The sequence below is a fragment of the Albidovulum litorale genome (genome assembly GCF_025751495.1).
GTDB classification, from domain to species: Bacteria; Pseudomonadota; Alphaproteobacteria; order Rhodobacterales; family Rhodobacteraceae; genus Albidovulum; species Albidovulum litorale.
Window position 1 is genome coordinate 248,084 of sequence record NZ_JAOWKZ010000005.1, and the last position, 22,669, is coordinate 270,752.

Consider the following 22,669-nt stretch of genomic DNA (forward strand, 5'->3'; position numbering starts at 1 on the left):
CGACTGCGCCAAAGGGTGTATCGGCGCGGACCACGTTTTCGCCTCTTGAAAGGGGACGCTCATGCACGCCTATCGCAGCCATACCTGCGCCGATCTGAACAAAAGCCATGCCGGTGAGACGGTCCGGCTGTCGGGCTGGGTTCACCGGGTGCGCGATCATGGCGGGGTTCTGTTCATCGACCTGCGCGACCATTACGGGATGACGCAGGTTCTGGCCGACAGCGACAGCCCGGCTTTTGGCGCGATCGAGCGGCTGAAGGCCGAGACGGTTGTGCGCATCGACGGGCGCGTCAAGGCACGGGATTCTGCGCTGGTGAACCCGAAGATCCCGACCGGCGAGATCGAAGTCTATGTGACCGAGTTGGAAGTTCTGGGCCCGGCGGATGAACTGCCTTTGCCGGTCTTCGGCGAGCAGGATTACCCGGAAGAGACGCGCCTGACCTACCGCTTCCTCGACCTGCGCCGGGAAAAGCTGCATCAGAACATGATGCTGCGCGCCCGCGTCATCAAATCGATGCGCGACCGGATGTGGGCGGCAGGCTTCACCGAGTTCCAGACGCCAATCATCACGGCCTCTTCGCCGGAAGGCGCCCGTGACTTCCTCGTGCCGTCGCGGCTGCATCCGGGCAAGTTCTACGCGTTGCCGCAGGCACCGCAGCAGTTCAAGCAGCTGATCATGGTGGCGGGGTTCGACCGTTATTTCCAGATCGCGCCCTGCTTCCGCGACGAAGACCCGCGCGCCGACCGCTCGCCCACCGATTTCTACCAGCTCGACCTTGAGATGTCGTTTGTCGAGCAGGAGGATGTGTTCCAGGCGATCCAGCCAGTCATTCAGGGCATCTTCGAGGAATTCGGCGGCGGCCATAAGGTCGATGCGGTTTGGCCGCGGATTTCTTACGCCGATGCGGCACTCTGGTACGGGACCGACAAGCCGGACCTGAGGAACCCGATCAAGATGCAACGCGTCAGCGAACATTTCGCCGGCTCCGGCTTCGCGATCTTCGCGAAACTGTTGGAAAACGAGGGCACCGAGATCCGCGCCATTCCGGCGCCGGGCGGCGGCAGCCGCAAGTTCTGCGACCGGATGAATGCCTTCGCCCAGAAGGAAGGTCTGCCGGGGATGGGCTATATCTTCTGGCGCGAGGCCGAGGACGGGTCGGGGCTGGAAGCCGCCGGACCGATTGCCAAGAATATCGGACCCGAGCGGACCGAGGCGATCCGCCAGCAGCTGAAGCTGAACAAGGGTGACGCGGTCTTTTTCCTCGGCGGCCGCCCAGATCAGTTCGAGGCGGTCGCGGGCCGCGCGCGGGTGGAGATCGGGCGGGAACTGGGCCTGACCGAAGAAAACGCCTTCCGCTTTGCCTGGATCGTCGATTTCCCGATGTATGAGAAGGATGACGAGGGCCGGATCGATTTCAGCCACAACCCGTTCTCGATGCCGCAGGGCGGGATGGAGGCGCTGTCGGGCGATCCCCTGAAGGTGCTTGGCTATCAATACGACCTAGCCTGCAACGGCTATGAACTGGTGTCCGGCGCGATCCGGAACCACAAGCCCGAGATCATGTTCAAGGCATTTGAACTCGCCGGTTATGGCAAGGACGAGGTCGAGAAGCGTTTCGGCGGCATGGTCAAGGCGTTCAAATACGGCGCGCCCCCGCATGGTGGCTGCGCCGCAGGTGTGGACCGGATCGTCATGCTTCTGGCCGACACCGCGAATATCCGCGAGGTCATCATGTTCCCGATGAACCAGCGCGCCGAGGATCTGATGATGGGCGCGCCGTCGGAGCCGATGAACGAACAGCTTCGCGAATTGCGGCTGAGGGTCATTCCGAAGGAAAGCTGATAGACGCTATCTAATGACGTTACGGTCACTAATCCCGACCACAAGGACGGGGCAGGCTCCTCCCCTTCCAGACGATAACCGGCTTCGAAGCTTGGGTAGACCAGTTGTGCTGGCGCCCATTTTTGTGTGTAACGTTTGAAGTTGGCCTTTGCGCTCAATCTGGACCAAGTCGAGGCCTCTTTTTTGAATGCGCGTACGAAGCTGTGAACTGGAATAAGTTTTTGTCGTATCGAAAATCTCCAGGCTAGGAAAGAATTTTGTAAAATCTGACGAAAGGTCCCGCGTTACGATCACGCCTACTGAGATAATTCCGAGATCAAAGAATTGGCGAATTGCAAGTAGGTCACGGTCATAGGTCTGATCTTTACTATTCCATTCGAAGTCGAGAGATACCCGGTCCGACCAATGATCGATTTTGTGGGCATGCAACTCGTTTCCCGTACGCCATTCAAGGATACTTTCATTTGCCGCCGTCACAGCCCAAATGTATTCCGACTGAAGCGTTACTTCGCTTCGATATCCACAGCGGTCTGCTAGCTTGCCGAATAGCATGGTTGTGGGAGAGCGGTTGCCGCCAGGTCGGCAGATATCGATTAACCTAGTACGATACGTTGTGAGAAGTGCAACGAGGCGTTCAAACTCATGCGGCAGGTTGTAACGGAGTATTGCTGCTGCCCCGTTAAAACTTGTGAACGAATACCTTGTGCATAACTCATTCGGAAAAAGTGATGCAGTCGTGTTCGCGGGGTCAAACAATCGAAGCCTACTCCGCCGCCAAGCCCGAATTGTACGCGTAGGTTTTCCAATCGGGTTTATAATCCGCGTCTGCCTGATTGCCCCACACGGTCCAGCCCTCGCGCACCCCACGCCCGAACAACTCAAGATAGGGCCCCCAAGAACAGCTTTCGATGAGAGCATACTGCTCGTCGGGTTTTCGGGAATGCTCCCGTTTGCGCGTCGATAAAAAATTGACCTGCCGCCGTCCAGGCGACAGTGTTCGGGCGTTTTTTCCTCGCGTTCCGAAAAGGATCACCTCGGTGACGTTACGGAAATAGAAGCCGACCCCGCGTCCGTCTGATCCACCGTCCTTGCGTTCCTTGTGCCAAATCAAGTTCGATTTGTACTCGAATCCCCAAGCGGAGAGCACCCGAAGACCTTCCGGAAGGAGCGCGTTCGGCACCCAAAGATAGCAATGCGCTCTATCTTCTAGGTGATTCCCAACGGGCAGGTCACAGATTTCATCCAGCGTCATCGTTGGATAGCGTGCTAGACGCTTGTGTTCCGGGGCAATCTTTCCGGTCCGATTAGTGAATCGCCAAGGGGGATCGGCCAGTACGCAGCCGAACCGATCATCTTTGAGAAAGTCGCTCAGATCTTGTGTAGCAGAATGTCCCATATCCAACATATTGCGTTTCTCTCATGCGATAAACAACAAGAACAATATAAGAACATTTGTTAACAATCAATGAAGCAGCACTACGTCCTCACGTCATTCCGAAGGAGTGACGAGCCGCCCCGGTCCGGGGCTTTGGCTGTCGCGGATGTTCCATTTCGATCTGAAGCGCAGGTTCAGGTCCGACAGGAAATCCTCGAACACCTTGAGCCGGCGGGGTTTTCGCCGGTGGCGGGGATGCACGATCTGAAGCGTCGGGCCTTCGGGACGGAAGGCGTCGAGGACACTGACAAGGCGGCCTGAGCGGATATCGTCATAGACGAGGTAGCTCGCGATTTGCAGGATACCGCCGCCGCGCCGGGCGGCGGCCACCGCCGCTTCGGGGGATTCGAAGGCGAGGGGGCCCGGCACCGCGATGCGGACATCCTTGCCGTTCTCGCGAAAGCGCCAGATGACGGGGCTGCCGGTTGCGGTAGAAATGGTGCGGATGCAGTCGTGTCCCGCTATGTCAGCCGGGACAATCGGTGTTCCTCGCCGTTCCAGATAAGCCGGTGCGGCAACGGTCATCGCGGGCAAATGGCCCAGAGGCCGGGCAACCACGTCAAGCTCGGCCATCGGGCCGACGACGACCGCAGCATCGAGCCGCAGGCCGACGAAGTCGGGCAGATCCGAGCGCGAGAGGATTTCAAGCTCGATCCCGGGATACTGCGCGATGAAGCCCGGCAGGGCGGGCGCGACGATGAGCCGGGTGATGCCCGGCGGAATCTGCACGCGAAGCAGGCCATGCGGGCTGCGTTCGGCGGCGCCGATCTCTTCCTCAAGCTCGGCAATATCCGCGAGGATGGCGCGGGCGCGTTCGACGTAGTGACTGCCTTCCTCGGTCAGGCGGATCTTTCGCGTCGTGCGCTCCAGAAGCTGGACGCCCATGTGGCGCTCCAGTTCTTTCACGATGCTTGAAGCCGCCCCTCTGGCATAGCCCAATTCATCGCTTGCAGCGGTCAGACTGCCACGCTCGGCCACCCGAATGAAAACGCGCATTGCGCGAATGTGGTCCATGGATTGTCCGAAAATTTCAGAGACTGAAATCGAGTTTGCTCCGTTTTTCGGGAAATGGAAGCCGGATAATCAGACGCCGTTGATCCCGGTCCGCCGGGAATTCCTTCAGGAGACAATCATGAACGCCGAAACGCAATTTGACACCAAGACCAATGTGGCAAAGGACCTTTACTATGCAGTGCATAAGGGTATCCGCCTGGCCAATGCGCGTATGCTCGTCGCGCTGGGTCAGGCGGATGCCACAAACGACGACGAGGTAAGGAAGGTGCTGGACAAGCTGGACGCGCATCTCGATCTGAGCCTGTCGCACCTGACCCATGAGAACCAGAAGATTCACGACGTGGTCGAGGCGCGGCTGCCCGGCGGTTCCGATCATGCCGCCGAGGATCATGACCACCACCTTGTCGGGTTTTCCGAACTGCGTCGCATGGCCAAGGAAGTGGAGCAGGCCGGCAGCGACCGCGCCGCGAAACTGCGTCGGCTTTATCAGCGGTTTTCACTCTTCATGGCAGACGATCTCACGCATATGCATGATGAGGAAACCGAGTTGATGCCGCTGATTGCCACGCATTTCTCGCCGGCAGAGATCGATGCGATCGAACATAGTATCGTGTCGGACATACCACCGACCAAGATGGCGGGTTTTCTCAAGCTGATGCTGGGCGCCGCGTCGCGCTCTGAGCGTCAAGGCATGGTTAGCGGAATGCGTGCGGTGATGCCGCCGGATGCCTTCGCCGGTCTCTTTGCCGCAGTCGTCGGTCCGGACTGGCGGTTCGGCGACTGGGATGCAATGGAGCGGGCGCTGTGCTGACATCATCCTGTGACCGCTGTGTCGCTTGCCCGAGGCGAGCCTCGGGCGAGTGTCCGAGATTACCCGCAGCGCCCGATGATGAAATGGACGATGCAGCGATCTGATGATGGAGCGCATCATGCCGGAAGCGACATGACTTCTCCGTTCACGGTGATTTCCATCGTCGCTGTCTGGTCCGCCAGCCAGTCGCCGAAGGCCAGCAATCTTGGGTCCGCGACCGGCGTCCGGGGCCAGGCGAGATAGGTTCCGTTGACACCCCGGACGGTGGTCGGGTGCAGGCAGATCAGTTGGCCGGTTTCCAGTTCCTTGGCGGCGAACCGCAGATCGACGAGCGCGATGCCTGATCCGCTGACCGTATAGTCGAGAACGACGGCGCGGTTTTCCAGCATGAGCGGCGCGGGCCGGGGCGGATTGCTGAGACCATGCGTGTGGCACCAGCTCTGCCAGTCGCGGTTGGCGCCGCGCGAGACCGCGAAGGCAAGCGTGGCGATTTCTGCCGGGTCGAGCGGCAACTGTCGGTCGGCCAGAAATGCCGGTGCGCAGAGCGGGGCGAGCGTGTCGCGGAAGATCAGCCGCGTGTCGAGGCCGGGCCAGTCGCCCCCGCCGTAGCGCAGACCGGCATCGAAACCGCCGCCGTCCAGATCGGCCAGTCCGGCCTGCAGGTCCAACTCGACCTCCAGTCCCGGATGTGTTGCGTGGAAGTCCGGCAGACGCGGCAGGACGAAGCGGTAACCGAAAGCCGGCACGGCCGAAATCTTCAGATGGCCCTTGGATTTTTCCTCGCGGATGCGTGCGACTGCTTCGGCGATGTCGTCGAGGTTTGCCGCCAGCCGTTCGGCGAGGTCGGCGGCCTCGGGCAGGAGCTCGACCTTGCGCGTCAGGCGGCGGAAGAGCGGGCGGCCAAGATCCTCCTCCAGCGCCTTGATCTGGTGGCTGATCGCGGCGTGGGTGACGTGCAGCTCTTCAGCCGCGTTCTTGAAGCTCAGATGCCGGGCGGCGGCTTCGAAGGCGCGAAGCTGGTTGAGGTTGGGCAGGCGGCGGGTCATGGCGGCCATGCGTTAGTTAAACTAACCGATACTGTGAGAAAGCATCGTTTGTTGTCAATCGCGCTGCGGACTTACCCTGATTGCGAAACGAGGTCCAAGGATGGAGAAAGACGATGAAAGCCCATGAAAACACCACGTTCAGCGCACTTGACCACATGATCCTGTCCGCCGGTGGGCACACGGTTGCGGAACTGGAGCAAGCTACTTTGCGGTCGGTCGAAGCTGCGCCGCTGCGCCGGGTGTGCCGGGTGATTGGTCGCGTGCTTGCGTCTGTCGCAGAATGGTTCACCGCCCGCGCCGAGATCGTGCGGAACGGCTGAGAAACAGGTACGGGGGACGGAGCCAAAGAAAAGCCGCGCGGGGAACCCAGCGCGGCTTTTCGTTCACTTTGGTGGTGACGCCCGCGTCAGAACGCCGATGCGGCGGTCGCGGCGATCGAGAAAGTCAGAGACAAGAGGCCCGCAGTAAAGACCGTCCAATGGACTGCCCGTGTCAGCCGTTCATTCGTCGCGATCCGTACAAGGTTCTTTGTCATTTCCGTCCATCCCCATGGAACTTGGCTGATACCGACTGTCCTTCCGGATCGCGGCGGGAATGGGGCAGGGTCGGGGCATTTCCAGACCGATTTGGCGGCAACCACGTCGGTGCCATGCCGGTCGGCGAAGGGTCAGAACGGTGTGTTCGCGGCAAGCCGGTCGCGCACAAGGCTGTTGATCCGCTTCAATGGGGCGCGCGACGACCGCCCTGCAAGCCGGTCGCGGGCAAGCGCTTCGGCCGCAGCCTGAAGCGGCGCATCATGGGCCGAAAGCGCGATGCCGGAGAGAAACTGCGCCACGTAGTCAAGCCGCGCGCCATCGGCCTCAGGCCCGAGAAGATCGGCGATATGGGCCAGATCGTCGCGCAGGGCCAGCGGGTCAGGCGTGATGCGGTCGCCATCGGCGCCACAGGCCAGAACCGGCCTTGTTTCCGAAGGCAGGACGCCGAGCACCATGGACTGGAAGGCCAGAAGGCTTTCGATCGGCTTGGCGAGAAATCCATCCGCCCCTGCCTCCAGCGCGGCCCCTTCCGCCGTCGTGTCGCCGGACATCGCAAGAAGCGCCGGAACACGGGGAACGTGGTACGCAAGGTCGCGGATCAGGTCGAGCCCGGACCCGTCGGGCAGGCCAAGGTCGATCATGACAACGGTCGGACGGTAGGTGCGCAGATGCCGCCGGGCCGAGCGCAGGCAATCCGCCCGCCGGAGCCTAGCCCCCGACCGCAGGCACATGAGCCGCATCGCCTCGCACGCAAAGCGGCTGTCCTCGACCACCAGAAAGGTCAGACCCTGAAACGGGCGCGCCGGGGTCGGGTGCCGTGTCGCGATGAAATCGGTAAGATCGTCCGCCATCTGCCGCCTCCCATGTCGCGGTGACTGTTCCCGCAGTAAGACAGGCTTTGCCTAACGGGCGGTAAATTGCCGCTATGCCACCCATGGCGGCTTGCCTGACCGCGTTCCGCGTCCCATAAGTCGGCAGGAAAGACTGTCTGACCGGAGACCCCCATGATCGGCCGCCTCAACCACGTTGCCATTGCCGTTCCCGACCTCGATGCCGCCGCCGCGCAATATCGCGATACGCTCGGCGCATCCGTCGGCGCACCGCAGGACGAGCCGGATCACGGTGTCACCGTCATCTTCATCAAATTGCCGAACACCAAGATCGAGCTGCTGTATCCCCTGGGCGAAAACTCCCCCATCGCGGGCTTTCTGGAAAAGAACCCGGCGGGCGGCATCCATCATATCTGTTATGAGGTCGATGACATCCTTGCAGCCCGCGACCGGCTGAAGGCGCAGGGCGCACGGGTGCTGGGAACCGGGGAGCCGAAGATCGGGGCCCATGGCAAGCCGGTCCTTTTCCTGCATCCGAAGGATTTCAACGGCTGTCTGGTGGAACTGGAGCAGGTCTGATGAATCTTACCGGCGGGATCGTCCTCTTTGCGGTCATCTGGTTTCTGGTCTTCTTCATCGCCTTGCAGATCCGGCCGAAAAGCCAGGCCGAGGCGGGCGAGGTGGTGCCCGGCACCCCGGCAGGCGCTCCGGCGCAGGTTCAGATGAAGCGCAAGGTCGTGGCGACGACCATGGTCGCCGTCATCGTCTGGTCGGTGATCGCGAGCGTGGTCCTGTCGGGCGCGGTGACATTGCGCGACATCGACTGGTTCGGGCGGCTGGGTCCCGAGACGACTGCCGAATAGGCTGCCTGACCGCGTCAGCCCTGCTTGCAGAAGAGGTCGTAGAGAACGCCGATGACCTTTTCAGTCCGGGGATCGGACAGCGAATAATAGATCGCCTTGCCGTCACGGCGGGCCGATACAAGCCCCTCGAGGCGCAGCCGGGACAGTTGCTGGCTGACCGCCGCCTGACGCGAGGAGAGGAGCTGTTCCAGTTCGGTCACCGATTTCTCGCCGGTTGACAGATAACACAGGATCATCAGCCGGCCTTCATGGGCCAGAGCTTTCAGAAAGCTCGATGCGGCATCGGCACTCGTCACCATATCCGAGGGCGTCAGGTCGTGGTGACGATCGGTCTTTTCAGCCGTTCTTATGTGATCGAGTTGGTCCAAGGCCATTTCGGTCCTGTATCGTTGGTCGCCATAAATATAAGCGCCGCTTTATCGCGACGCCAGTCTTTCGCCAAGCTGGCATTCGTTTGTGGCAATATGGTGACGTAGGGTCAACAAGGATGACGTAACGTCAATCGTGGTGCAGGAAGTCGCCGTAGCGTCCGCCCCAGAACAAAAGCGGCTCACCCTCGCGCAGGGCGGCGCGCAGGACCCGGCCGACGATGATCGCGTGATCGCCGCCTTCATGCATGGCATGGGCGGCGCAGTCGAACCGCGCGAGGCATTCGGGCAGCAGCGGCAGGCCTTCGGGGGTCTGGCCGAGATCCAGACCCTCGAAACTGCCGCCAGCGCGCGAAAACCGCTGGCAGAGGGAAAGCTGGTCGGCGGCAAGGACATGGATGGAAAAATGTGAGGCGGCGGCAAAGGCCGGGAAGCGCTGCGAATTGCGCGCCGGGCACCAGAGGACGAGCGGCGGGTCGATCGAGACGGAGGTGAAGCTGTTGGCGGTGATCCCGACCGGGCCACGGTCGCCGAGGGTGGTGACGACGGTCACGCCGGTCGCGTAGCGCCCGAGCGCGGCGCGGAAGTCCTCCGGTCGTCCGGAATCCGGTGTGATATGGTCCATGATACGCCCTGTCATTTTCGCCGGGGACGGATCACCCGGCGTCGCGGCGACAGGAAAACCACAATCGGGCGTCGGTGACTACCCGTAACCGCCGCGATGGCGGTCGCCGTCTAGGGAGATCAGGCTTCTTCTTCGCCGGTATCGACCAGCCAGCCACCCGGACCGGCGATGCGATCTGGAAGCGCGAGGATCATGATTTCGCGCAGGACGAGGCAGGCAAAGAGGCTCGCTGCCACTTCATCGAAAGAAATCTGACTAAGGAAACTCATATTACTCTCCGTTGCCCTTGCCGCCAATCTGCCGGGCAATGCGGGCACGAATACGGCGCTGCCGGGGCAATTCGCTGCTTTTATGGCGGCAGCGGTTTCCGGGTGGCGCACGATCACGTCATGGCGGGGATAATTGGTGCGGAGGAGCGACGGGTGGTTGCCCTTTGCCGGCGGCATGCATATGTCGCCCCCATCCACTCACGGCGGCCCGAAGGGGGCGGCGAACGGAGCGTCAGATGGCAAGCACCGCGATCCACTACTTCCGCTGGGCGTTTCTGGTGACCATGGCCGGTCTTGCCGCGGCGTTCTGGTTGGGATGGGGGTACAGCGACAATCTTGGCGGGGCGATAAGCTTTTTCCTGATCGGCGCCGTTCTTGCGGTTCTGGAAATCTCGCTGTCCTTCGACAATGCCATCGTCAATGCCAACAAGCTGAAAGATATGGACCCGGTCTGGCAGCGGCGCTTCCTGACCTGGGGTATCCTGATCGCGGTCTTCGGCATGCGGATCATCTTTCCCTTGCTCATCGTGGTCGTGGCAGCCGGGATCGGACCGGTGGAGGCGGTGAAGCTCGCGGCCCTGCACCCGGACGAATATGCCCGCATCATCGGCTCCGCGCATATTTCGATCGCAGCTTTCGGCGGCACGTTCCTGATGATGGTGGCGCTCAACTACTTCATCGACGAGGGCAAGGAGGTCGACTGGATCCGAACGCTGGAATGCCAACTCCGCCGCTGCGCCTCGGTCCGCGGGCTGGAGATCGCGCTTGTTCTGGCCGTTGTGCTGGTCTTTGCCAGCGTCATGGCGGCCGATGACCGGGCGCGGTTTCTCTTCGCGGCGATCGGCGGGCTTCTAACCTATCTGGCGGTCGAGGTGCTGGGCCATGTGCTTGACGCCCGCCAGCGCACGGTGGGCGTGGCCGCGCAAGGGGGTCTTGGCGCCTTTCTCTACCTTGAAGTGCTTGACGCTTCCTTCAGCTTCGACGGGGTTATCGGTGCCTTCGCGCTGACCCATAACCTCTTTCTGATTGCCATCGGCCTGGGCATCGGGGCGATGTATGTGCGGTCGATGACGATCATGCTGGTCGAACGCCAGACGCTGGCGCATTTCCGCTATCTGGAGCATGGGGCGTTCTATTCGATCCTTGTGCTCAGCGTGATCATGTTCGCCCAGACGCTCTGGCATATTCCGGAACTGGTGACCGGGGTCCTGGGATCGGCTTTCATCGGCATCGCGCTCGTCTCGTCGATCCTTCACAACCGCCGTCAGACCGCGTCCTGACCGTGAGAGCTACCTGTTTCTGATGGATGCTACTCGAGCGTAGACCGAAACGCGTGGCGCGACGCAAACAGAACGGGTCCGCAATCAAGGGCTTTACCGACCTTCAACGGGACCGACAATCGTCCGGCTTGCGTAGTGCGTGGGGCAATGACCGCAAAGGCGTCTGCCCGGATCGGCACGAATTTCGGAGATGAAAGAATTCAGAACCCCGGCAGGGGCAGCGTTTCGCCCAGAAGATAGACGACGACGGGCACCGGTGCGACGGCGAGGGCCACTGTTGCGAAGGTGGCGAGCGGGGAAAATAGCCGGCTCATACCTGCCAGCAGCAGGATGCCACCGCCGCCGCCCAGCACTGAATTGCCCGGCAGGTTGATGAGTAGGGCGAGCAGCACATAGCGTTGCGACCGGACGAGGGGAGACAGAAAGTGTGGCAGGCGGTCGCGGAGTGCCGCCAGCCGCTCCTCGCGGTCAAGCGGCTCCAGTGTCGCGACAAGTGCGGCCGCACGGGCAAGCTTCAGGTCCTCAAGCGCCCGCCGCAGCACCGGATAGGGCAGATACGCGCCCGCCGCGAAGGCAAGCGTCAGGCCGAGGAGCGTCGCCGCCCAGATGAAGGGCGCAATTACCGCGCCTTCGACCATCAACAGCGTCAGGCCCAGTTCCACGCCCGGGACGAAGGGTATCGCGATCAACAGCGCATAGGCCAGTAGAAGCGCGGCAAGAAACCCGATCCCCGCCATCGGATTCGCTTTCAGGGCGGCCCCCTCGGTCATGGTCCAGCCGATCAGCCAATGGGCCAAAAAGACAAGCAGGGCCAGAAGCGCGAGGCGTACGACAATCCGGGCGAAGCGGTCGTTCATTGCCTTTTCCCCGCGCACTCGGCCGGTTCCTTGCCGACATACATGGCGATTGCCCCCGTTCCCGTCCGGGGGAAGAATACGCGCTCTGGCGTCAGCCGCCCAGTGGAATGACAGGTCCGTCCGCCGCCGCCGCGTCGGCCTCGTCATGGGTGACCATCAGAACCGGGATATCCCGGTCGCGGATATGGTCGAATACAAAGCGGCGCAGGTCTGCGCGCAGATCCGGGTCGAGTTTGGAGAAGGGTTCATCGAGGAGGAGCGCGCAAGGTTCAGCCAGAAGCGTCCGCATCAGCGCGGCGCGGGCGCGTTGCCCGCCCGACAAGGTCGCCGGATCGCGGTCGGCGAAACCGGCAAGCCCGGCCTTATCAAGTGCCGTCTCGATGGATGCCCTTCGCATGGCGCGGCCCCGGACATGGGAGGCAAGGCCGAAGGCGAGGTTGTCGCCCACCGACAGGTGCGGGAAAAGCGCCGCATCCTGAAACAGGATGCCGATCCGGCGCGCCTCGGCGGGCAGACGGGTAACATCCTGTCCGTCGAGGATCACCGTGCCAGTGGCGTGGAACCCCCGCGCCAGATGTCCGCCGATGAAGTCCATCAGCGTCGATTTGCCAATGCCCGAGGGGCCGACGATGGTCGTCACCGTACTTGGAGGCACAGTGAGCGTCAGCGGTGCGAACAGGGGCGCCTCCCCGGCGTGAATTGTTACGGAGTTCAATTCCAACCCCCTCATCCCGCGTCTCCTTGTAGCCCGGCGCGGTGGCGGTGAAGGAAGCCGGGCAGGGCCAAAGCCGCCAGATAGGCCGCGAAGGGCAGGACGGCCTGCAAGACCGCATAGACGCCCGTGACACGTCTGTCGGAACCTGAGGAGAGCGTGACCGCCTCGGTCGTCAGCGTCGCGATCCGGCCCGACCCCATGAAGAGCGTGGGCAGGTATTGCGCCACTGACACCGCGAAGCCGATGGCCGCAGCGGTCATCAGCGGACGCAGGAGGATGGGCAGTTTCACCGCGACGAGCCTGCGAACCGGACCGGCCCCCAAAGCCGCGGCGGCGCGGACAAGGCGCGGATCAAGTGCCCGCCACGGGTCGCTGAGCGCGATCATGACATAGGGAAACACGAAGAGTGCCTGTGCCCAGATGACGGTGACCATACCCCCCGACAGGCCCGCCCGGAGGAAAGTCACGTTCAGCCCGTAGAGAAAGGCGATCTGCGGCACCAGAAGCGGCAGATAGATCAGCGCCTCGGCCCAGCCTGCACGGGGCAGGCGGGCGCGGTCTTCGCCTTCGAGCCAGGCCACGGCGAGCGCGACCGACAGCAGTGTCGTGGCCCCGCCGATGACAATCGTGTTGTTCAGCGCCATGCCCCAGCCGCCCGCAGGCTGCATCCAGGCCTTAAGGCTCCAGCTTTCGGGCAGGGCATTGGGGAAGGACCAGCGCCAGGCAAGGGACCAGATCAGAAGCGAGACCAGCGCCAGTGCGCCCAATGCCATCAGTATCAGCACTGCGCCGCCCGCCGCCATCAGTCCGGGCTCGGCCGACACCCCGCGTCCACCGCGCCTTATCCAGATACGGCCGAGGCGGGCGCAAAGCCGTTCGGCGCCGAACCATGCGGCGATGCCCGCGATGACGACACCGCTTTGCAGCAACGCGGCGGCCGAGGCGGGCAGGATGAGCGTGGTATCGGCCGCCAGAAACCAGCGGGTGACCGCAACCGACAAAACCGGTGGATTGGAGCGGCCAAGGATGATCGCCATGTCCACGACCGACAGCGCGAAAGAGAGAACGACGTAAACCGGCAGGCGAATGAGCGGATAAAGCTGCGGCAGGATCACCTTGATCCAGACCACGCCCCGCCCGTAGCCCAAGGCGCGGCCTGCCGACAGGTGCCGCCGGACCGGCAGCTGCGACAGCGCGGCGAGGATCACCAGAAGGAAGAACGGCACTTCCTTCACCAAGAGCCCGAAGATCAGTGCGAGGCCCAACGGGTCATTCACTGTCGCCACATCGGGCGGCAGGTCCCAGCCGGTTGCCCATGGGCTGATCATCCTAGCAATCCAGCCCGATGGCGCGATGAGGAAGGCGAGCCCGATGGCCAGCGCGGCATGTGGCGTCGCCAGGAACGGCGTCAAAAGCCGCGCACCGCCCTTCAGCCCGAACCGGTCATACATTACGGCGGCGAAACCGACCGCGAGCGCCAGCGCCAGTGCGGTGGAGGCGAAGCCGGTCCAGAGCGTCAGTGTCAGGCTGGTGCCAAACCCCGGCAGGGCAAAAAGCCGCCGCCACGAGTCAAGCGACCACTCCACCGCCCCGATGGCCGGAAGGATACCGAAAGCCGCGCGCGTCGTTTCCCACAAACCCGCGAGGATCGGCAACACGAGGCCGCCCGCGACAAGGGCGAGGACAATCAGGCGAAGCTTGCGGCCTTCGGGTGCGGTCATTCGGTGTAGCGCCGCGCCCATTCCTCGGCGATGCGCGTCATCCAGCTTGGATGCGGCTCATTGAGGGTGCGGCCAAGCTCTTCGTTCGTCGGCAGAGCGGGCGACGAGGGCAGCGCCGCGAAGGCCGCCCGCGCCGCGTCATCCAGCTTCGCAGGGTCCAGCACCGAATAGCTGCCCAAGACGGTGATATCCTGTGCCTTGGCCTGCGTGGCGGGGTCCAGCAGGAAGTTCGCCACCACCATCGCGCCTTCCTTGTTGGCGGCGTTGAAGGGGATGGCGACGAAACTGATATTGCCGATGGAGCCGCCTTCGGGCGCGTAGCTGCGCACGGTTTCCGGCAGCAGGCCGCGTTCCACGGCGGCGGCAGCAGCAGCCGGATCAAAGGCCATGGCGAAATCGACCTCGCCGTCATTCAGCATCTGCTGCAGGATACTTTCGTTTTCGGGGAAAGTGCTGCCCTCGCGCCAGAGCGTCGGGCGCAACTCGTCATACCACGCCCAGAGCGGGGCGGTGGCGGTTTCGAAGGCCTCGTCCGTCGCCTCTCCCTGCAGGACCGACGCATCGGGGGTCAGTTCGATCAGCGCCTGCTTGAGAAATGTCGCGCCCATGAAGTTCGACACCGCCGGATGGGTGAAACGGCCGGGACTGGCCGTCGACCAGTCGAGAAGCGCCGCCATCGATTTCGGCGGCTCGGCCACCCGGGCGGAATCATAAGTCAGCACAAACTTTGCCAGCCGCCAGGGGCTCTCATAGCCCTCGGTCGCGATGGTGAAATCGACAACCGCCGCCGACCCCTCGGAAAGGTCGAGGTATTTCGCATTCGGTAGATCGCTCAAGAACGGCCCGAGCAGAAGGCCCTGTTGCTTCATCGACAGGAAATTGGCTCCGTTGATCCAGATCATGTCGACCGAGCCGCCTTCCGTCTGCCCCGCCGCCTTTTCGGCGATGACGCGGGTGACGGCCTCGGCGGTATCGGTCAGCTTTACTTGCTGGATCGTAATCCCGTATTCCGCCTCCAGTTGCCCGCTCGCCCAGGCGATGAAATCGTTGGTGCGCTCATCCCCGCCCCAGGCGTTCCAGTAGACGGTCTGGCCCTTGGCGGCGGCGACGGTGTCGTCCCAGCTGTTGGCAAGGGCCGGAAGGGCGATGCCGGTTGCAAGGGCGGCGAGTAGGGGTAGGCGCATGGATACTCCTGTCGGTCAGTTATGGTCGAAGGCCCGCCAGCCCTGATGCCAGCGGGTCAGGGTGGTCAGCGCGCAGAGCGCGGCGAAGGTCCAGGCAAGCGCCGGGAACGCAGCGGGCCAGAGGCACATGGCGATGAAAAGCCCGATGGTCTCGGTCCCCTCGGTCAGCCCGCCGATATAATAGATACCCTTGGTCGGGTAGGCGTCAGCCGTCCGGCCGGTCTTGGCCGCGATGGAGGCGAAGGCGAGGAAACTAGATCCGGTGCCGACGAAACTGGCGATCAGCACGGCGGCAGGCAGGGCATTGGTGGCGGGATCGGCCAGCGCGAAGCCCAAGGGCACCAGTGCATAAAAGACGAAGTCGAGCGCGATGTCGAGGAAAGCCCCCCGGTCGGTCGGCTGCGTCATCCGCGCCATGATCCCGTCCATCCCGTCGGCAATGCGGTTGGCGAGGATGAGAATGAGCGCGGGCAGATAGGCCCCTAAGGCCAGCGCGCCAATCGCCAGCAGCCCCAGCCCGAATCCGCAAATCGTCACCTGATCGGCACTCACGCCTCGCGTCACCAGCGCGCGGGCGGGCCCGTGGAGAGTGGCGCGGACAAGAGGCAGCAGGTGACGGTCGAGCATTCAGCCCCTCCGCCAGCTATGAAACCGTTCAAGCAGGCTCAGGGTGCGCACATTCACATGCGCCTTGCGCCATTCCCCGGCGGCGTACTTGTTGGCCTCGGCCAGCGTCGGGTAGATGTGGATCGTCGACAGGATCTTGCCGAGCCCGTGGCCATGTTTCATCGCGAAGACGAACTCGGCCATCAGGTCGCCCGCATGTTCGCCCGCGATGGTCACACCAAGGATCGTGTCCTTGCCCGGCGGGGTCAGCACCTTGACGAACCCAACGGCAGAGCCGTCAGCGATGGCGCGGTCAAGATCGTCAATGCCGTAGCGCGTGACCTCGAAAGGAATGCCCTTCTCCTTCGCCTCCTGTTCGTTGAGACCCACCCGCGCCACTTCGGGATCGGTGAAGGTGGCCCAGGGGATCACCCGGTAATCCGCCTTGAACCGCTTGAACTTGCCAAAAAGCGCGTTGACCGATGCAAACCATGCCTGATGCGACGCGGTATGGGTGAATTGGAAAGGTCCTGCGACGTCGCCCGCGGCGAGGATATTGGGATATTTGGTTTCCAGATATTCGTTGGTCTCGATCACCCGGCCGGTCTCGATCCCCAGTTCCTCCAGCCCGTAGCCCTTCAGCCGTGCGGCACGGCCGACGGCGACAAGGATATCGTCGAACTCGATCTTGCGGGTCTGGCCATTCGCCTCGACCTCGATCCATTTCTTATCGCCGGTCTTGCCCAGCGCCACCGCCTTGTGACCGGTCAGCACCGTGACGCCATCGGCCTCCATCGACGCCTTCACGAGGTCCGACACTTCCTCATCCTCGCGGATCAGGATGCGCGGCAACATCTCGATCTGCGTGACCTCTGATCCCAGCCGCGCGAAGCTTTGCGCCAGTTCGCAGCCGATTGGCCCGCCGCCAAGCACAACAAGCCGTTTCGGCGCGGCGTCACGTCCGACCATGTCATCCCAGAGCGTGTCCGAGGTCAGGTGGCCCACCTCATCCAGCCCCGGTAATGGCGGCACGAAAGGTGCGGCACCAGTCGCGAGGATCACGGACCGGGTCGTCAGGCGCTGCGCGGCGCCATCCGCCCCGGTGATCTCCACCGTCCAGGGGTCGATCAGCTTTGCGTGTCCCTGCAGGACCTCGACGCCTAGTCCTTCATAGCGATCGACGCTGTCATGCGGCTCGATGGCCTTGACCACGGCATGGATGCGCTCAAACACCTTGCGAAAGGAAAACTCCGGTGTGGTCGCGGTCAGGCCGTAATGGTCGGCATGGCGCATCTGGTGGGCAAGCTTCGCCGATTTGATCAGAGCTTTCGACGGCACGCAGCCATAGTTCAGGCAATCGCCGCCCATCTTGTGGGACTCAATCAGCGTCACCTTCGCCTTCACCGCCGCCGCGATATAGGCCGAGACGAGGCCCGCCGCGCCCGCGCCGATCACGACGAGATTGCGGTCATAGCGCGCGGGCCGGGTCCAGCCGGCATAGGCGCGGCGGCGCTTGATGAGGCGCAGGACGAATTTCGCGATCCAGGGGAAGATGCCCAGAAGCACGAAAGACAGGATCAAGGGCAGCGACAGGATGCCCGAGAGGCTTTCAAGCTGCGCCAGTTGCGTGCCCGCATTCACGTAGACCGCCGTCCCGGCCAGCATCCCGGCCTGACTGACCAGATAGAAGGTCAGCGCCCTGATCGGGGTGAGGCCCATCAGAAGGTTGATGGCAAAGAACGGGATCGCCGGGATCAGGCGCAGGGTGAAGAGGTAAAAGGCACCGTCGCGCTCCATCCCCTCGTCGATAGTTTGAAGCCGGTTGCCGAGTTTCTCATGCACCCAGTCCGACAGAAGATAGCGCGAGGCGAGAAAGGCCAAGGTCGCCCCGGTGGTCGAGGCGAAGGAGACGAGCAAGAGTCCCCACCAGAAGCCGAAAAGCGCCCCGGCGGCCAGCGTCATCCAGACCGCCAGCGGCAGCGACAGGGCGGTGACCGCGACATAGGCGGCAAAGAAGATCGCGGCGACGGTCAGCGGGTTCTCCGCCATCCGCGCCTCAAGCCCCGTCAGATGGCCGCGCAGCATGTCGAGATCGGGCGGGTTGCGGCCGATCAGGGCGATCAGCACGGCGACCAGAAGGGCAAGCGCGAGGAAGAGGGCGGGTTTTTTCATAGGTGTTCGCCCTTGGTGCAGGGTTCAGGCGAAATCGCCCGGTGGCGGAATTGGCGTTTCGTCATACTGTCCCCGACCTTGTTGCACATGTTTTGCAACGAAGTCTGACCAAAGGCCAAGGACGTTACAAAAATGTCCGCATCTCGTGAACCGGATGTGATTGGGCGGAATGAATGAAAAGGGCGTCCGCAAGTTGCGGACGCCCCGGTCGCGCGTGAGTGGTGTCAGTTCAGGATCGCGCGGATCTGGCCGCCGCGATTGTCGTTGTCGCTGGCGAGGATGCTTTCAATCGCGTTGACCTGCGCGGCCGTAAGGTTGTCGAAATCACCGTTCGGAACGATGCGCTCGGCCTGGGCACGGGCGGGGCCGGTCAGGTCGGCATGGGTGGTCATCGCCATTGCGGAGCTGGCGGAAAGCACGAGCGCGGCGGTAAGAAGAAGGCTTTTCATGGTCTGTCCTTTCGGTGTCTGGTCATGTGTGGGCCGGGAGCGGCCTTGTGACACCAAAATGGGCGGTGTGGCCGGCGAGTTGAAATCACAACCGGGTCGCGAAACCTCACGCGGAGTTTTTCGGATGTTGGCTTGAAAACGGCAGGGTGGACCCGGGTGCATGCCTTGCCCGCAAAACCAAGGCCGCATTTGTTAGAAGCATGTTACCGAGAATGAAACACGGCTCACATCTCTGTGGATCGACCGCTTGGCGGCTGTCGGTTTTGGCGTCCGCACGGCCACTGTGCATCGCCGCACAATATTCCAAAACAACGACGTTCAGCAGTTCGAGGACGACCCTGTATAGCTAAGGTCGCCGCAGCCATCGCCGCCATCGATCAGCGGGGTGGGACAGGCCACCGCAACAAGGGCTGCGGCGTCCGTGATCGTCACGCGCATCCCGTCCACCGAGACGCCGTCCGGGCCCAGAGATTTCAGCGCCCTCGAAAGGTTCTCTGGCGTCATCCCGAGATAGGAGGCCAAGGTCCGCTTCTCCACCGGGAGATCGAAAGCACCACTCCCCCGTGCGTGCCGCAGAAGATAGGCAGCGAGCCGTTCGCGTGACGCGCGCAGTTTCAGATCCTTGGCGTGGCGCACGACGCTGCGGTAACAGCCGGCCAGCTCCCTCACGATCGCCTGGGCAAAGGCCGCGTCGCGGGCGAAGGTGGCGCGCAGGTCGGACCCGGCGATCATCGCGATGCGGGACGGCATCATCGTGCGGGCCGACATCAGATAGGGCGCGTCATTGATGCAGGCGGCGAGAATGAAGGTCGCCACGGGTCGGACGACCGCCATCGTCGTTTCACGACCGTTCCATCCGGCGTAAAGCTCCACCGCGCCCTCGGTCACGATGTGCAGGAAATCGGCCGGCCGGCCTTCCTCGATCAGGGTGACCTGTGGCGGGAAGTTCTGGTGATAGGCGCCACGCATCAGATTGCCGAAATGATCGCCATCCATGTCGCGGAATAGCGGCAGGTCGCGGATCTCTTCGAGGTCGGCGTTACGCATGAATCACCAGGGTCGGATTGAGTTGCTTGACAAATGTTAAGCATAGCGGCGGCAATTGTCGATGTGCGCTAAAATATTTTTCCCGCAGCGCATCCAACAATGCCCAAGGGCTGCCAGAAGAATATCATAAGACGCTGAATTATATAGGTAAATCTCAGAAATTTGACTTGGATCAAGCCCCGTTGCCAACGCCGGTGTTTTTGTGCGCCCAATCGTGGAGGGCCCTCTCCCTCCGCATCTCTTATGGAGGCGACAATGCTGGATGGCTCGCATGTGTCGAAGGGCGATCAAACCCGCGCCCTTGCGCTCAGCACCATTGCGTTCACGGTCTGCTTTGCGGTCTGGACGATCTTTTCCATCATCGGTGTCGCGATCAAGAAGGAACTCGGGTTGACCGAATCCGAGTTCGGCCTTCTGGTCGCCACGCCTATCCTTACTGGCTCTCTTACGCGGTTGATCCTCGGCGTCTGGACTGAGAAATACGGCGGCAAGATCGTGTTCTCGCTGCAGATGATCCTCACCGGTCTCGCGACCTGGGCGCTGACCTTGGCAGACAGCTACATCATGTACCTGATCGCAGCGTTGGGCATCGGCCTTGCCGGCGGGTCCTTCATCATCGGCGTGGCCTACGTCTCGCGCTGGTACGGGCCGGGCAAGCAGGGTACCGCGCTGGGCATCTTCGGCGCCGGCAACGTCGGTGCGGCGGTGACCAAGTTCCTCGCCCCCTTCGTCATGGTGGCCTATGGCTGGCAGGGCGTGGCGCAGGTCTGGGCCGCGGGCATCGCGCTCATGGGCGTGATCTTCTTCATCCTCGCCAAGGACGACCCGATGCTGGTCGAGCGCCGCAAGACCGGCGTCAAGGCGCCGAGCCTGCGTGAGCAGTTCGCGCCGCTGAAGAACCTCCAGGTCTGGCGCTTCTCGCTTTATTATTTCTTCGTCTTCGGCGCCTTCGTGGCGCTGGCGCTGTGGATGCCGCACTACCTGATCGACGTCTATGGCGTCGACGTGAAGACGGCGGGCATGTCGGCGGCGGCCTTCTCGCTCTCGGCGTCGCTTTTCCGCGCTTATGGCGGTCACCTCTCGGACCGCTTCGGCGCCCGTTCGGTCATGTACTGGACCTTCGGCTTCTCGCTGATCTTCCTCTTCATGCTGTCCTACCCGCCCACCGACTACGTCATCCAGGGCAAGGACGGCCCGATCCACTTCACCACGGAAATGAGCCGCTGGCCCTTCGTCGTCACGCTCTTCTGCCTCGGCTTCTTCATGTCGCTCGGCAAGGCCGCGGTCTACAAGCATATTCCGGTCTACTATCCCAAACACGTCGGTGCCGTCGGCGGCCTCGTCGGCATGATCGGCGGCCTTGGCGGCTTCATCCTGCCGATCATGTTTGGGGCGCTCCTCGATCTGACCGGCATATATACGAGCTGCTTCGCTCTTCTCTTCGTTCTCGTCGCCATCGCGCTCGGCTGGATGCACATGTCGATCCGTCAGATGGAACGCGCAGCCCATGGCAAGACGCTCGACGAACTCCCGGGCCTGCCTGAAATGCAGCCCATCCACATTCCTGGAAAGACGGTAATGACCACCCATACACTTGACGACTGGCGTCCCGAGGACAAAGCCTTCTGGGACGAGAAAGGCCGCAAGATCGCGCGCCGCAACCTGTGGCTGTCGATACCGGCCCTCCTATTGGCCTTCTCGGTCTGGATGGTGTGGTCGATGGTCGTCGCACGGCTTCCCGCCATCGGCTTTGACTTCACGCCGGGCCAGCTCTTCTGGCTCGCGGCCCTGCCGGGCCTCTCGGGCGCCACGCTGCGTATCTTCTACAGCTTCATGGTGCCGATCTTCGGCGGAAGGCTCTGGACGACGCTTTCGACGGCCTCGCTCCTCCTGCCTGCTATCGGCATCGGCTATGCTGTGCAGAACCCTGAGACGCCCTACCTCATCTTCATGACGCTGGCGCTTCTCTGCGGGCTTGGCGGCGGCAACTTCGCCTCGTCGATGGCTAACATCGCCTACTTCTTCCCGAAAGCGGAGAAGGGCAACGCGCTGGCGCTGAACGCAGGCCTCGGCAACCTCGGCGTGTCGGTCATGCAGTTCCTTGTGCCGATCGTCATCACCATGGGCGTCTTTGGCGCAATGGGCGGTGCGCCGGTGCAGCTTGCCGACGGCGGCGAACTGTGGATGCAGAACGCAGGCTTCGTCTGGGTGCCGTTCATCATCATCGCGACCATCGCGGCCTGGCTCGGCATGAACGACATCGCCGACGCGAAAGCCTCTTTCCGCGATCAGGCAGTGATCTTCACCCGCTTCCACAACTGGATCATGTGCATCCTCTACACCGGGACCTTCGGCAGCTTCATCGGCTACTCGGCAGGCTTCCCGCTGCTCACCAAGCTCATGTTCCCCGAAGTCAACGCGCTGCAATACGTGTTCCTCGGCCCCCTTGTCGGCGCGCTCTCCCGCGCGGCGACCGGCTGGGTCAGTGACAAGTTCGGTGGCGGCCGTGTGACCTTCTGGACCTTCGCGGGCATGATCATCGCGGTCTTCGGTGTCATCACCTTCCTGCCGTCGGACGGCGTGAGCGGCAGCTTCATGGGCTTCTTCGCCTGCTTCATGGCGCTGTTCATGCTGACCGGTATCGGCAACGCGTCGACCTTCCAGATGATCCCGGCGATCATGGGTCGCGAGATCCCGCGCCTCATGCCGAACCTCGATGCCGCCTCCAGCCGCAAGCAGGCAGAACGCGAAAGCGCCGCGATCATCGCCTTCACCTCGGCAATCGCTGCCTACGGCGCCTTCTTCATCCCGAAGGCCTACGGCACCTCGATCGCGATGACGGGCGCCCCGTTCATGGCGCTCTGGGGCTTCCTGATCTTCTACGCGATCTGCCTTGTCCTGACGTGGTTCTACTACACCCGTCCGGGCGGTGTTCTCCATGACCTCGAGCGTGGCCGGCTTCCCGCCGCCCCGGCTCAGGCCTGACCGGAAAGGAGAG

General features: G+C 62.7%; 24 protein-coding genes. 7 read left to right on the top strand and 17 right to left on the bottom strand.

Going from position 1 to position 22,669, the window contains the following annotated elements:
- The first annotated feature begins 61 nt into the window (after positions 1 to 61).
- On the top strand, positions 62 to 1,843 hold the full coding sequence (gene aspS / locus OEZ71_RS19085) for an aspartate--tRNA ligase (RefSeq protein ID WP_263741676.1): 1,782 nt from the start codon (positions 62 to 64) through the stop codon (positions 1,841 to 1,843).
- 6 nt (positions 1,844 to 1,849) lie between these two features.
- Here aspS and OEZ71_RS20290 read toward each other — a convergent pair whose 3' ends face one another.
- From OEZ71_RS20290 to OEZ71_RS19095, 3 genes are all read right to left on the bottom strand, one after another.
- On the bottom strand, positions 1,850 to 2,710 hold the full coding sequence (locus OEZ71_RS20290; protein WP_412175662.1) for a BglII/BstYI family type II restriction endonuclease: 861 nt from the start codon (positions 2,708 to 2,710) through the stop codon (positions 1,850 to 1,852).
- Complete coding sequence (locus tag OEZ71_RS19090) at positions 2,607 to 3,239, bottom strand: MT-A70 family methyltransferase (RefSeq protein ID WP_263741832.1); 633 nt, start codon at positions 3,237 to 3,239, stop codon at positions 2,607 to 2,609. Before OEZ71_RS19090 ends, OEZ71_RS20290 begins: the two co-directional genes overlap by 104 nt.
- A 93-nt stretch (positions 3,240 to 3,332) precedes the next feature.
- On the bottom strand, positions 3,333 to 4,292 hold the full coding sequence (locus tag OEZ71_RS19095; RefSeq protein WP_263741677.1) for a LysR family transcriptional regulator: 960 nt from the start codon (positions 4,290 to 4,292) through the stop codon (positions 3,333 to 3,335).
- A gap of 118 nt (positions 4,293 to 4,410) precedes the next feature.
- On the opposite strand from OEZ71_RS19095, the gene OEZ71_RS19100 reads away from it, so the two are divergent.
- Positions 4,411 to 5,103: a hemerythrin domain-containing protein gene (locus tag OEZ71_RS19100; protein WP_263741678.1), complete on the top strand. Its 693-nt coding sequence runs from the start codon at positions 4,411 to 4,413 to the stop codon at positions 5,101 to 5,103.
- A 116-nt stretch (positions 5,104 to 5,219) separates the two neighbouring features.
- Here OEZ71_RS19100 and OEZ71_RS19105 read toward each other — a convergent pair whose 3' ends face one another.
- Positions 5,220 to 6,158, bottom strand: a complete 939-nt coding sequence (locus OEZ71_RS19105; protein WP_263741679.1) for a LysR substrate-binding domain-containing protein — start codon at positions 6,156 to 6,158, stop codon at positions 5,220 to 5,222.
- Between the two features lie 104 nt (positions 6,159 to 6,262).
- Between OEZ71_RS19105 and OEZ71_RS19110 the strand changes: the two genes are divergently transcribed.
- The gene (locus OEZ71_RS19110; protein ID WP_263741680.1) at positions 6,263 to 6,469 is read left to right on the top strand and encodes a hypothetical protein; all 207 of its coding nucleotides are present in this window, start codon (positions 6,263 to 6,265) and stop codon (positions 6,467 to 6,469) included.
- An 86-nt stretch (positions 6,470 to 6,555) separates the two neighbouring features.
- Here the strand turns inward: OEZ71_RS19110 and OEZ71_RS19115 are convergent, their stop codons facing one another.
- Both OEZ71_RS19115 and OEZ71_RS19120 read right to left on the bottom strand, forming a co-directional pair.
- A complete protein-coding gene (locus tag OEZ71_RS19115) occupies positions 6,556 to 6,684 on the bottom strand; it encodes a hypothetical protein (protein WP_263741681.1) in 129 nt (42 codons plus the stop codon).
- 132 nt (positions 6,685 to 6,816) lie between these two features.
- Positions 6,817 to 7,536 (bottom strand): response regulator, encoded by a 720-nt coding sequence (locus tag OEZ71_RS19120; RefSeq protein ID WP_263741682.1) that lies wholly within the window; start codon positions 7,534 to 7,536, stop codon positions 6,817 to 6,819.
- A gap of 153 nt (positions 7,537 to 7,689) precedes the next feature.
- Here OEZ71_RS19120 and mce point away from each other — a divergent pair, with 153 nt between their 5' ends.
- Complete coding sequence (gene mce / locus OEZ71_RS19125; RefSeq protein ID WP_263741683.1) at positions 7,690 to 8,094, top strand: methylmalonyl-CoA epimerase; 405 nt, start codon at positions 7,690 to 7,692, stop codon at positions 8,092 to 8,094.
- Positions 8,094 to 8,378: a DUF1467 family protein gene (locus OEZ71_RS19130; protein ID WP_263741684.1), complete on the top strand. Its 285-nt coding sequence runs from the start codon at positions 8,094 to 8,096 to the stop codon at positions 8,376 to 8,378. The genes mce and OEZ71_RS19130 overlap by 1 nt, the downstream gene beginning before the upstream one ends.
- Positions 8,379 to 8,392: 14 nt before the next feature.
- Here the strand turns inward: OEZ71_RS19130 and OEZ71_RS19135 are convergent, their stop codons facing one another.
- The 3 genes from OEZ71_RS19135 to OEZ71_RS19145 form a co-directional block, all read right to left on the bottom strand.
- The gene (locus OEZ71_RS19135; RefSeq protein ID WP_412175657.1) at positions 8,393 to 8,752 is read right to left on the bottom strand and encodes an ArsR/SmtB family transcription factor; all 360 of its coding nucleotides are present in this window, start codon (positions 8,750 to 8,752) and stop codon (positions 8,393 to 8,395) included.
- Between the two features lie 124 nt (positions 8,753 to 8,876).
- Positions 8,877 to 9,371, bottom strand: a complete 495-nt coding sequence (gene ferA / locus OEZ71_RS19140) for a flavin reductase FerA (protein WP_263741685.1) — start codon at positions 9,369 to 9,371, stop codon at positions 8,877 to 8,879.
- Positions 9,372 to 9,490: 119 nt separating this feature from the next.
- Positions 9,491 to 9,640, bottom strand: a complete 150-nt coding sequence (locus tag OEZ71_RS19145) for a hypothetical protein (RefSeq protein ID WP_263741686.1) — start codon at positions 9,638 to 9,640, stop codon at positions 9,491 to 9,493.
- A 236-nt stretch (positions 9,641 to 9,876) separates the two neighbouring features.
- Here OEZ71_RS19145 and OEZ71_RS19150 point away from each other — a divergent pair, with 236 nt between their 5' ends.
- Entirely contained in the window at positions 9,877 to 10,920 is a 1,044-nt protein-coding gene (locus tag OEZ71_RS19150) for a DUF475 domain-containing protein (RefSeq protein WP_263741687.1), read from the top strand.
- A gap of 200 nt (positions 10,921 to 11,120) precedes the next feature.
- Here OEZ71_RS19150 and OEZ71_RS19155 read toward each other — a convergent pair whose 3' ends face one another.
- From OEZ71_RS19155 to OEZ71_RS19190, 8 genes are all read right to left on the bottom strand, one after another.
- Positions 11,121 to 11,777 (bottom strand): hypothetical protein, encoded by a 657-nt coding sequence (locus tag OEZ71_RS19155; protein WP_263741688.1) that lies wholly within the window; start codon positions 11,775 to 11,777, stop codon positions 11,121 to 11,123.
- A 91-nt stretch (positions 11,778 to 11,868) separates the two neighbouring features.
- Positions 11,869 to 12,507: an ATP-binding cassette domain-containing protein gene (locus tag OEZ71_RS19160; RefSeq protein WP_263741689.1), complete on the bottom strand. Its 639-nt coding sequence runs from the start codon at positions 12,505 to 12,507 to the stop codon at positions 11,869 to 11,871.
- Positions 12,504 to 14,213, bottom strand: a complete 1,710-nt coding sequence (locus OEZ71_RS19165; protein ID WP_263741690.1) for an ABC transporter permease — start codon at positions 14,211 to 14,213, stop codon at positions 12,504 to 12,506. The genes OEZ71_RS19160 and OEZ71_RS19165 overlap by 4 nt, the downstream gene beginning before the upstream one ends.
- On the bottom strand, positions 14,210 to 15,397 hold the full coding sequence (locus OEZ71_RS19170; protein ID WP_263741691.1) for an ABC transporter substrate-binding protein: 1,188 nt from the start codon (positions 15,395 to 15,397) through the stop codon (positions 14,210 to 14,212). Before OEZ71_RS19170 ends, OEZ71_RS19165 begins: the two co-directional genes overlap by 4 nt.
- Before the next feature lie 15 nt (positions 15,398 to 15,412).
- A complete protein-coding gene (locus OEZ71_RS19175) occupies positions 15,413 to 16,024 on the bottom strand; it encodes a CDP-alcohol phosphatidyltransferase family protein (RefSeq protein WP_263741692.1) in 612 nt (203 codons plus the stop codon).
- Positions 16,025 to 18,175, bottom strand: a complete 2,151-nt coding sequence (locus OEZ71_RS19180) for an FAD-dependent oxidoreductase (protein WP_263741693.1) — start codon at positions 18,173 to 18,175, stop codon at positions 16,025 to 16,027.
- 224 nt (positions 18,176 to 18,399) lie between these two features.
- Positions 18,400 to 18,624, bottom strand: a complete 225-nt coding sequence (locus OEZ71_RS19185; protein ID WP_263741694.1) for a hypothetical protein — start codon at positions 18,622 to 18,624, stop codon at positions 18,400 to 18,402.
- A gap of 318 nt (positions 18,625 to 18,942) precedes the next feature.
- Entirely contained in the window at positions 18,943 to 19,671 is a 729-nt protein-coding gene (locus tag OEZ71_RS19190; RefSeq protein ID WP_263741695.1) for a helix-turn-helix domain-containing protein, read from the bottom strand.
- 255 nt (positions 19,672 to 19,926) lie between these two features.
- Here OEZ71_RS19190 and OEZ71_RS19195 point away from each other — a divergent pair, with 255 nt between their 5' ends.
- Positions 19,927 to 22,656, top strand: coding sequence for a nitrate/nitrite transporter (locus OEZ71_RS19195; protein WP_263741696.1), 2,730 nt, complete (start codon positions 19,927 to 19,929; stop codon positions 22,654 to 22,656).
- The last annotated feature ends 13 nt before the right edge of the window (positions 22,657 to 22,669 follow it).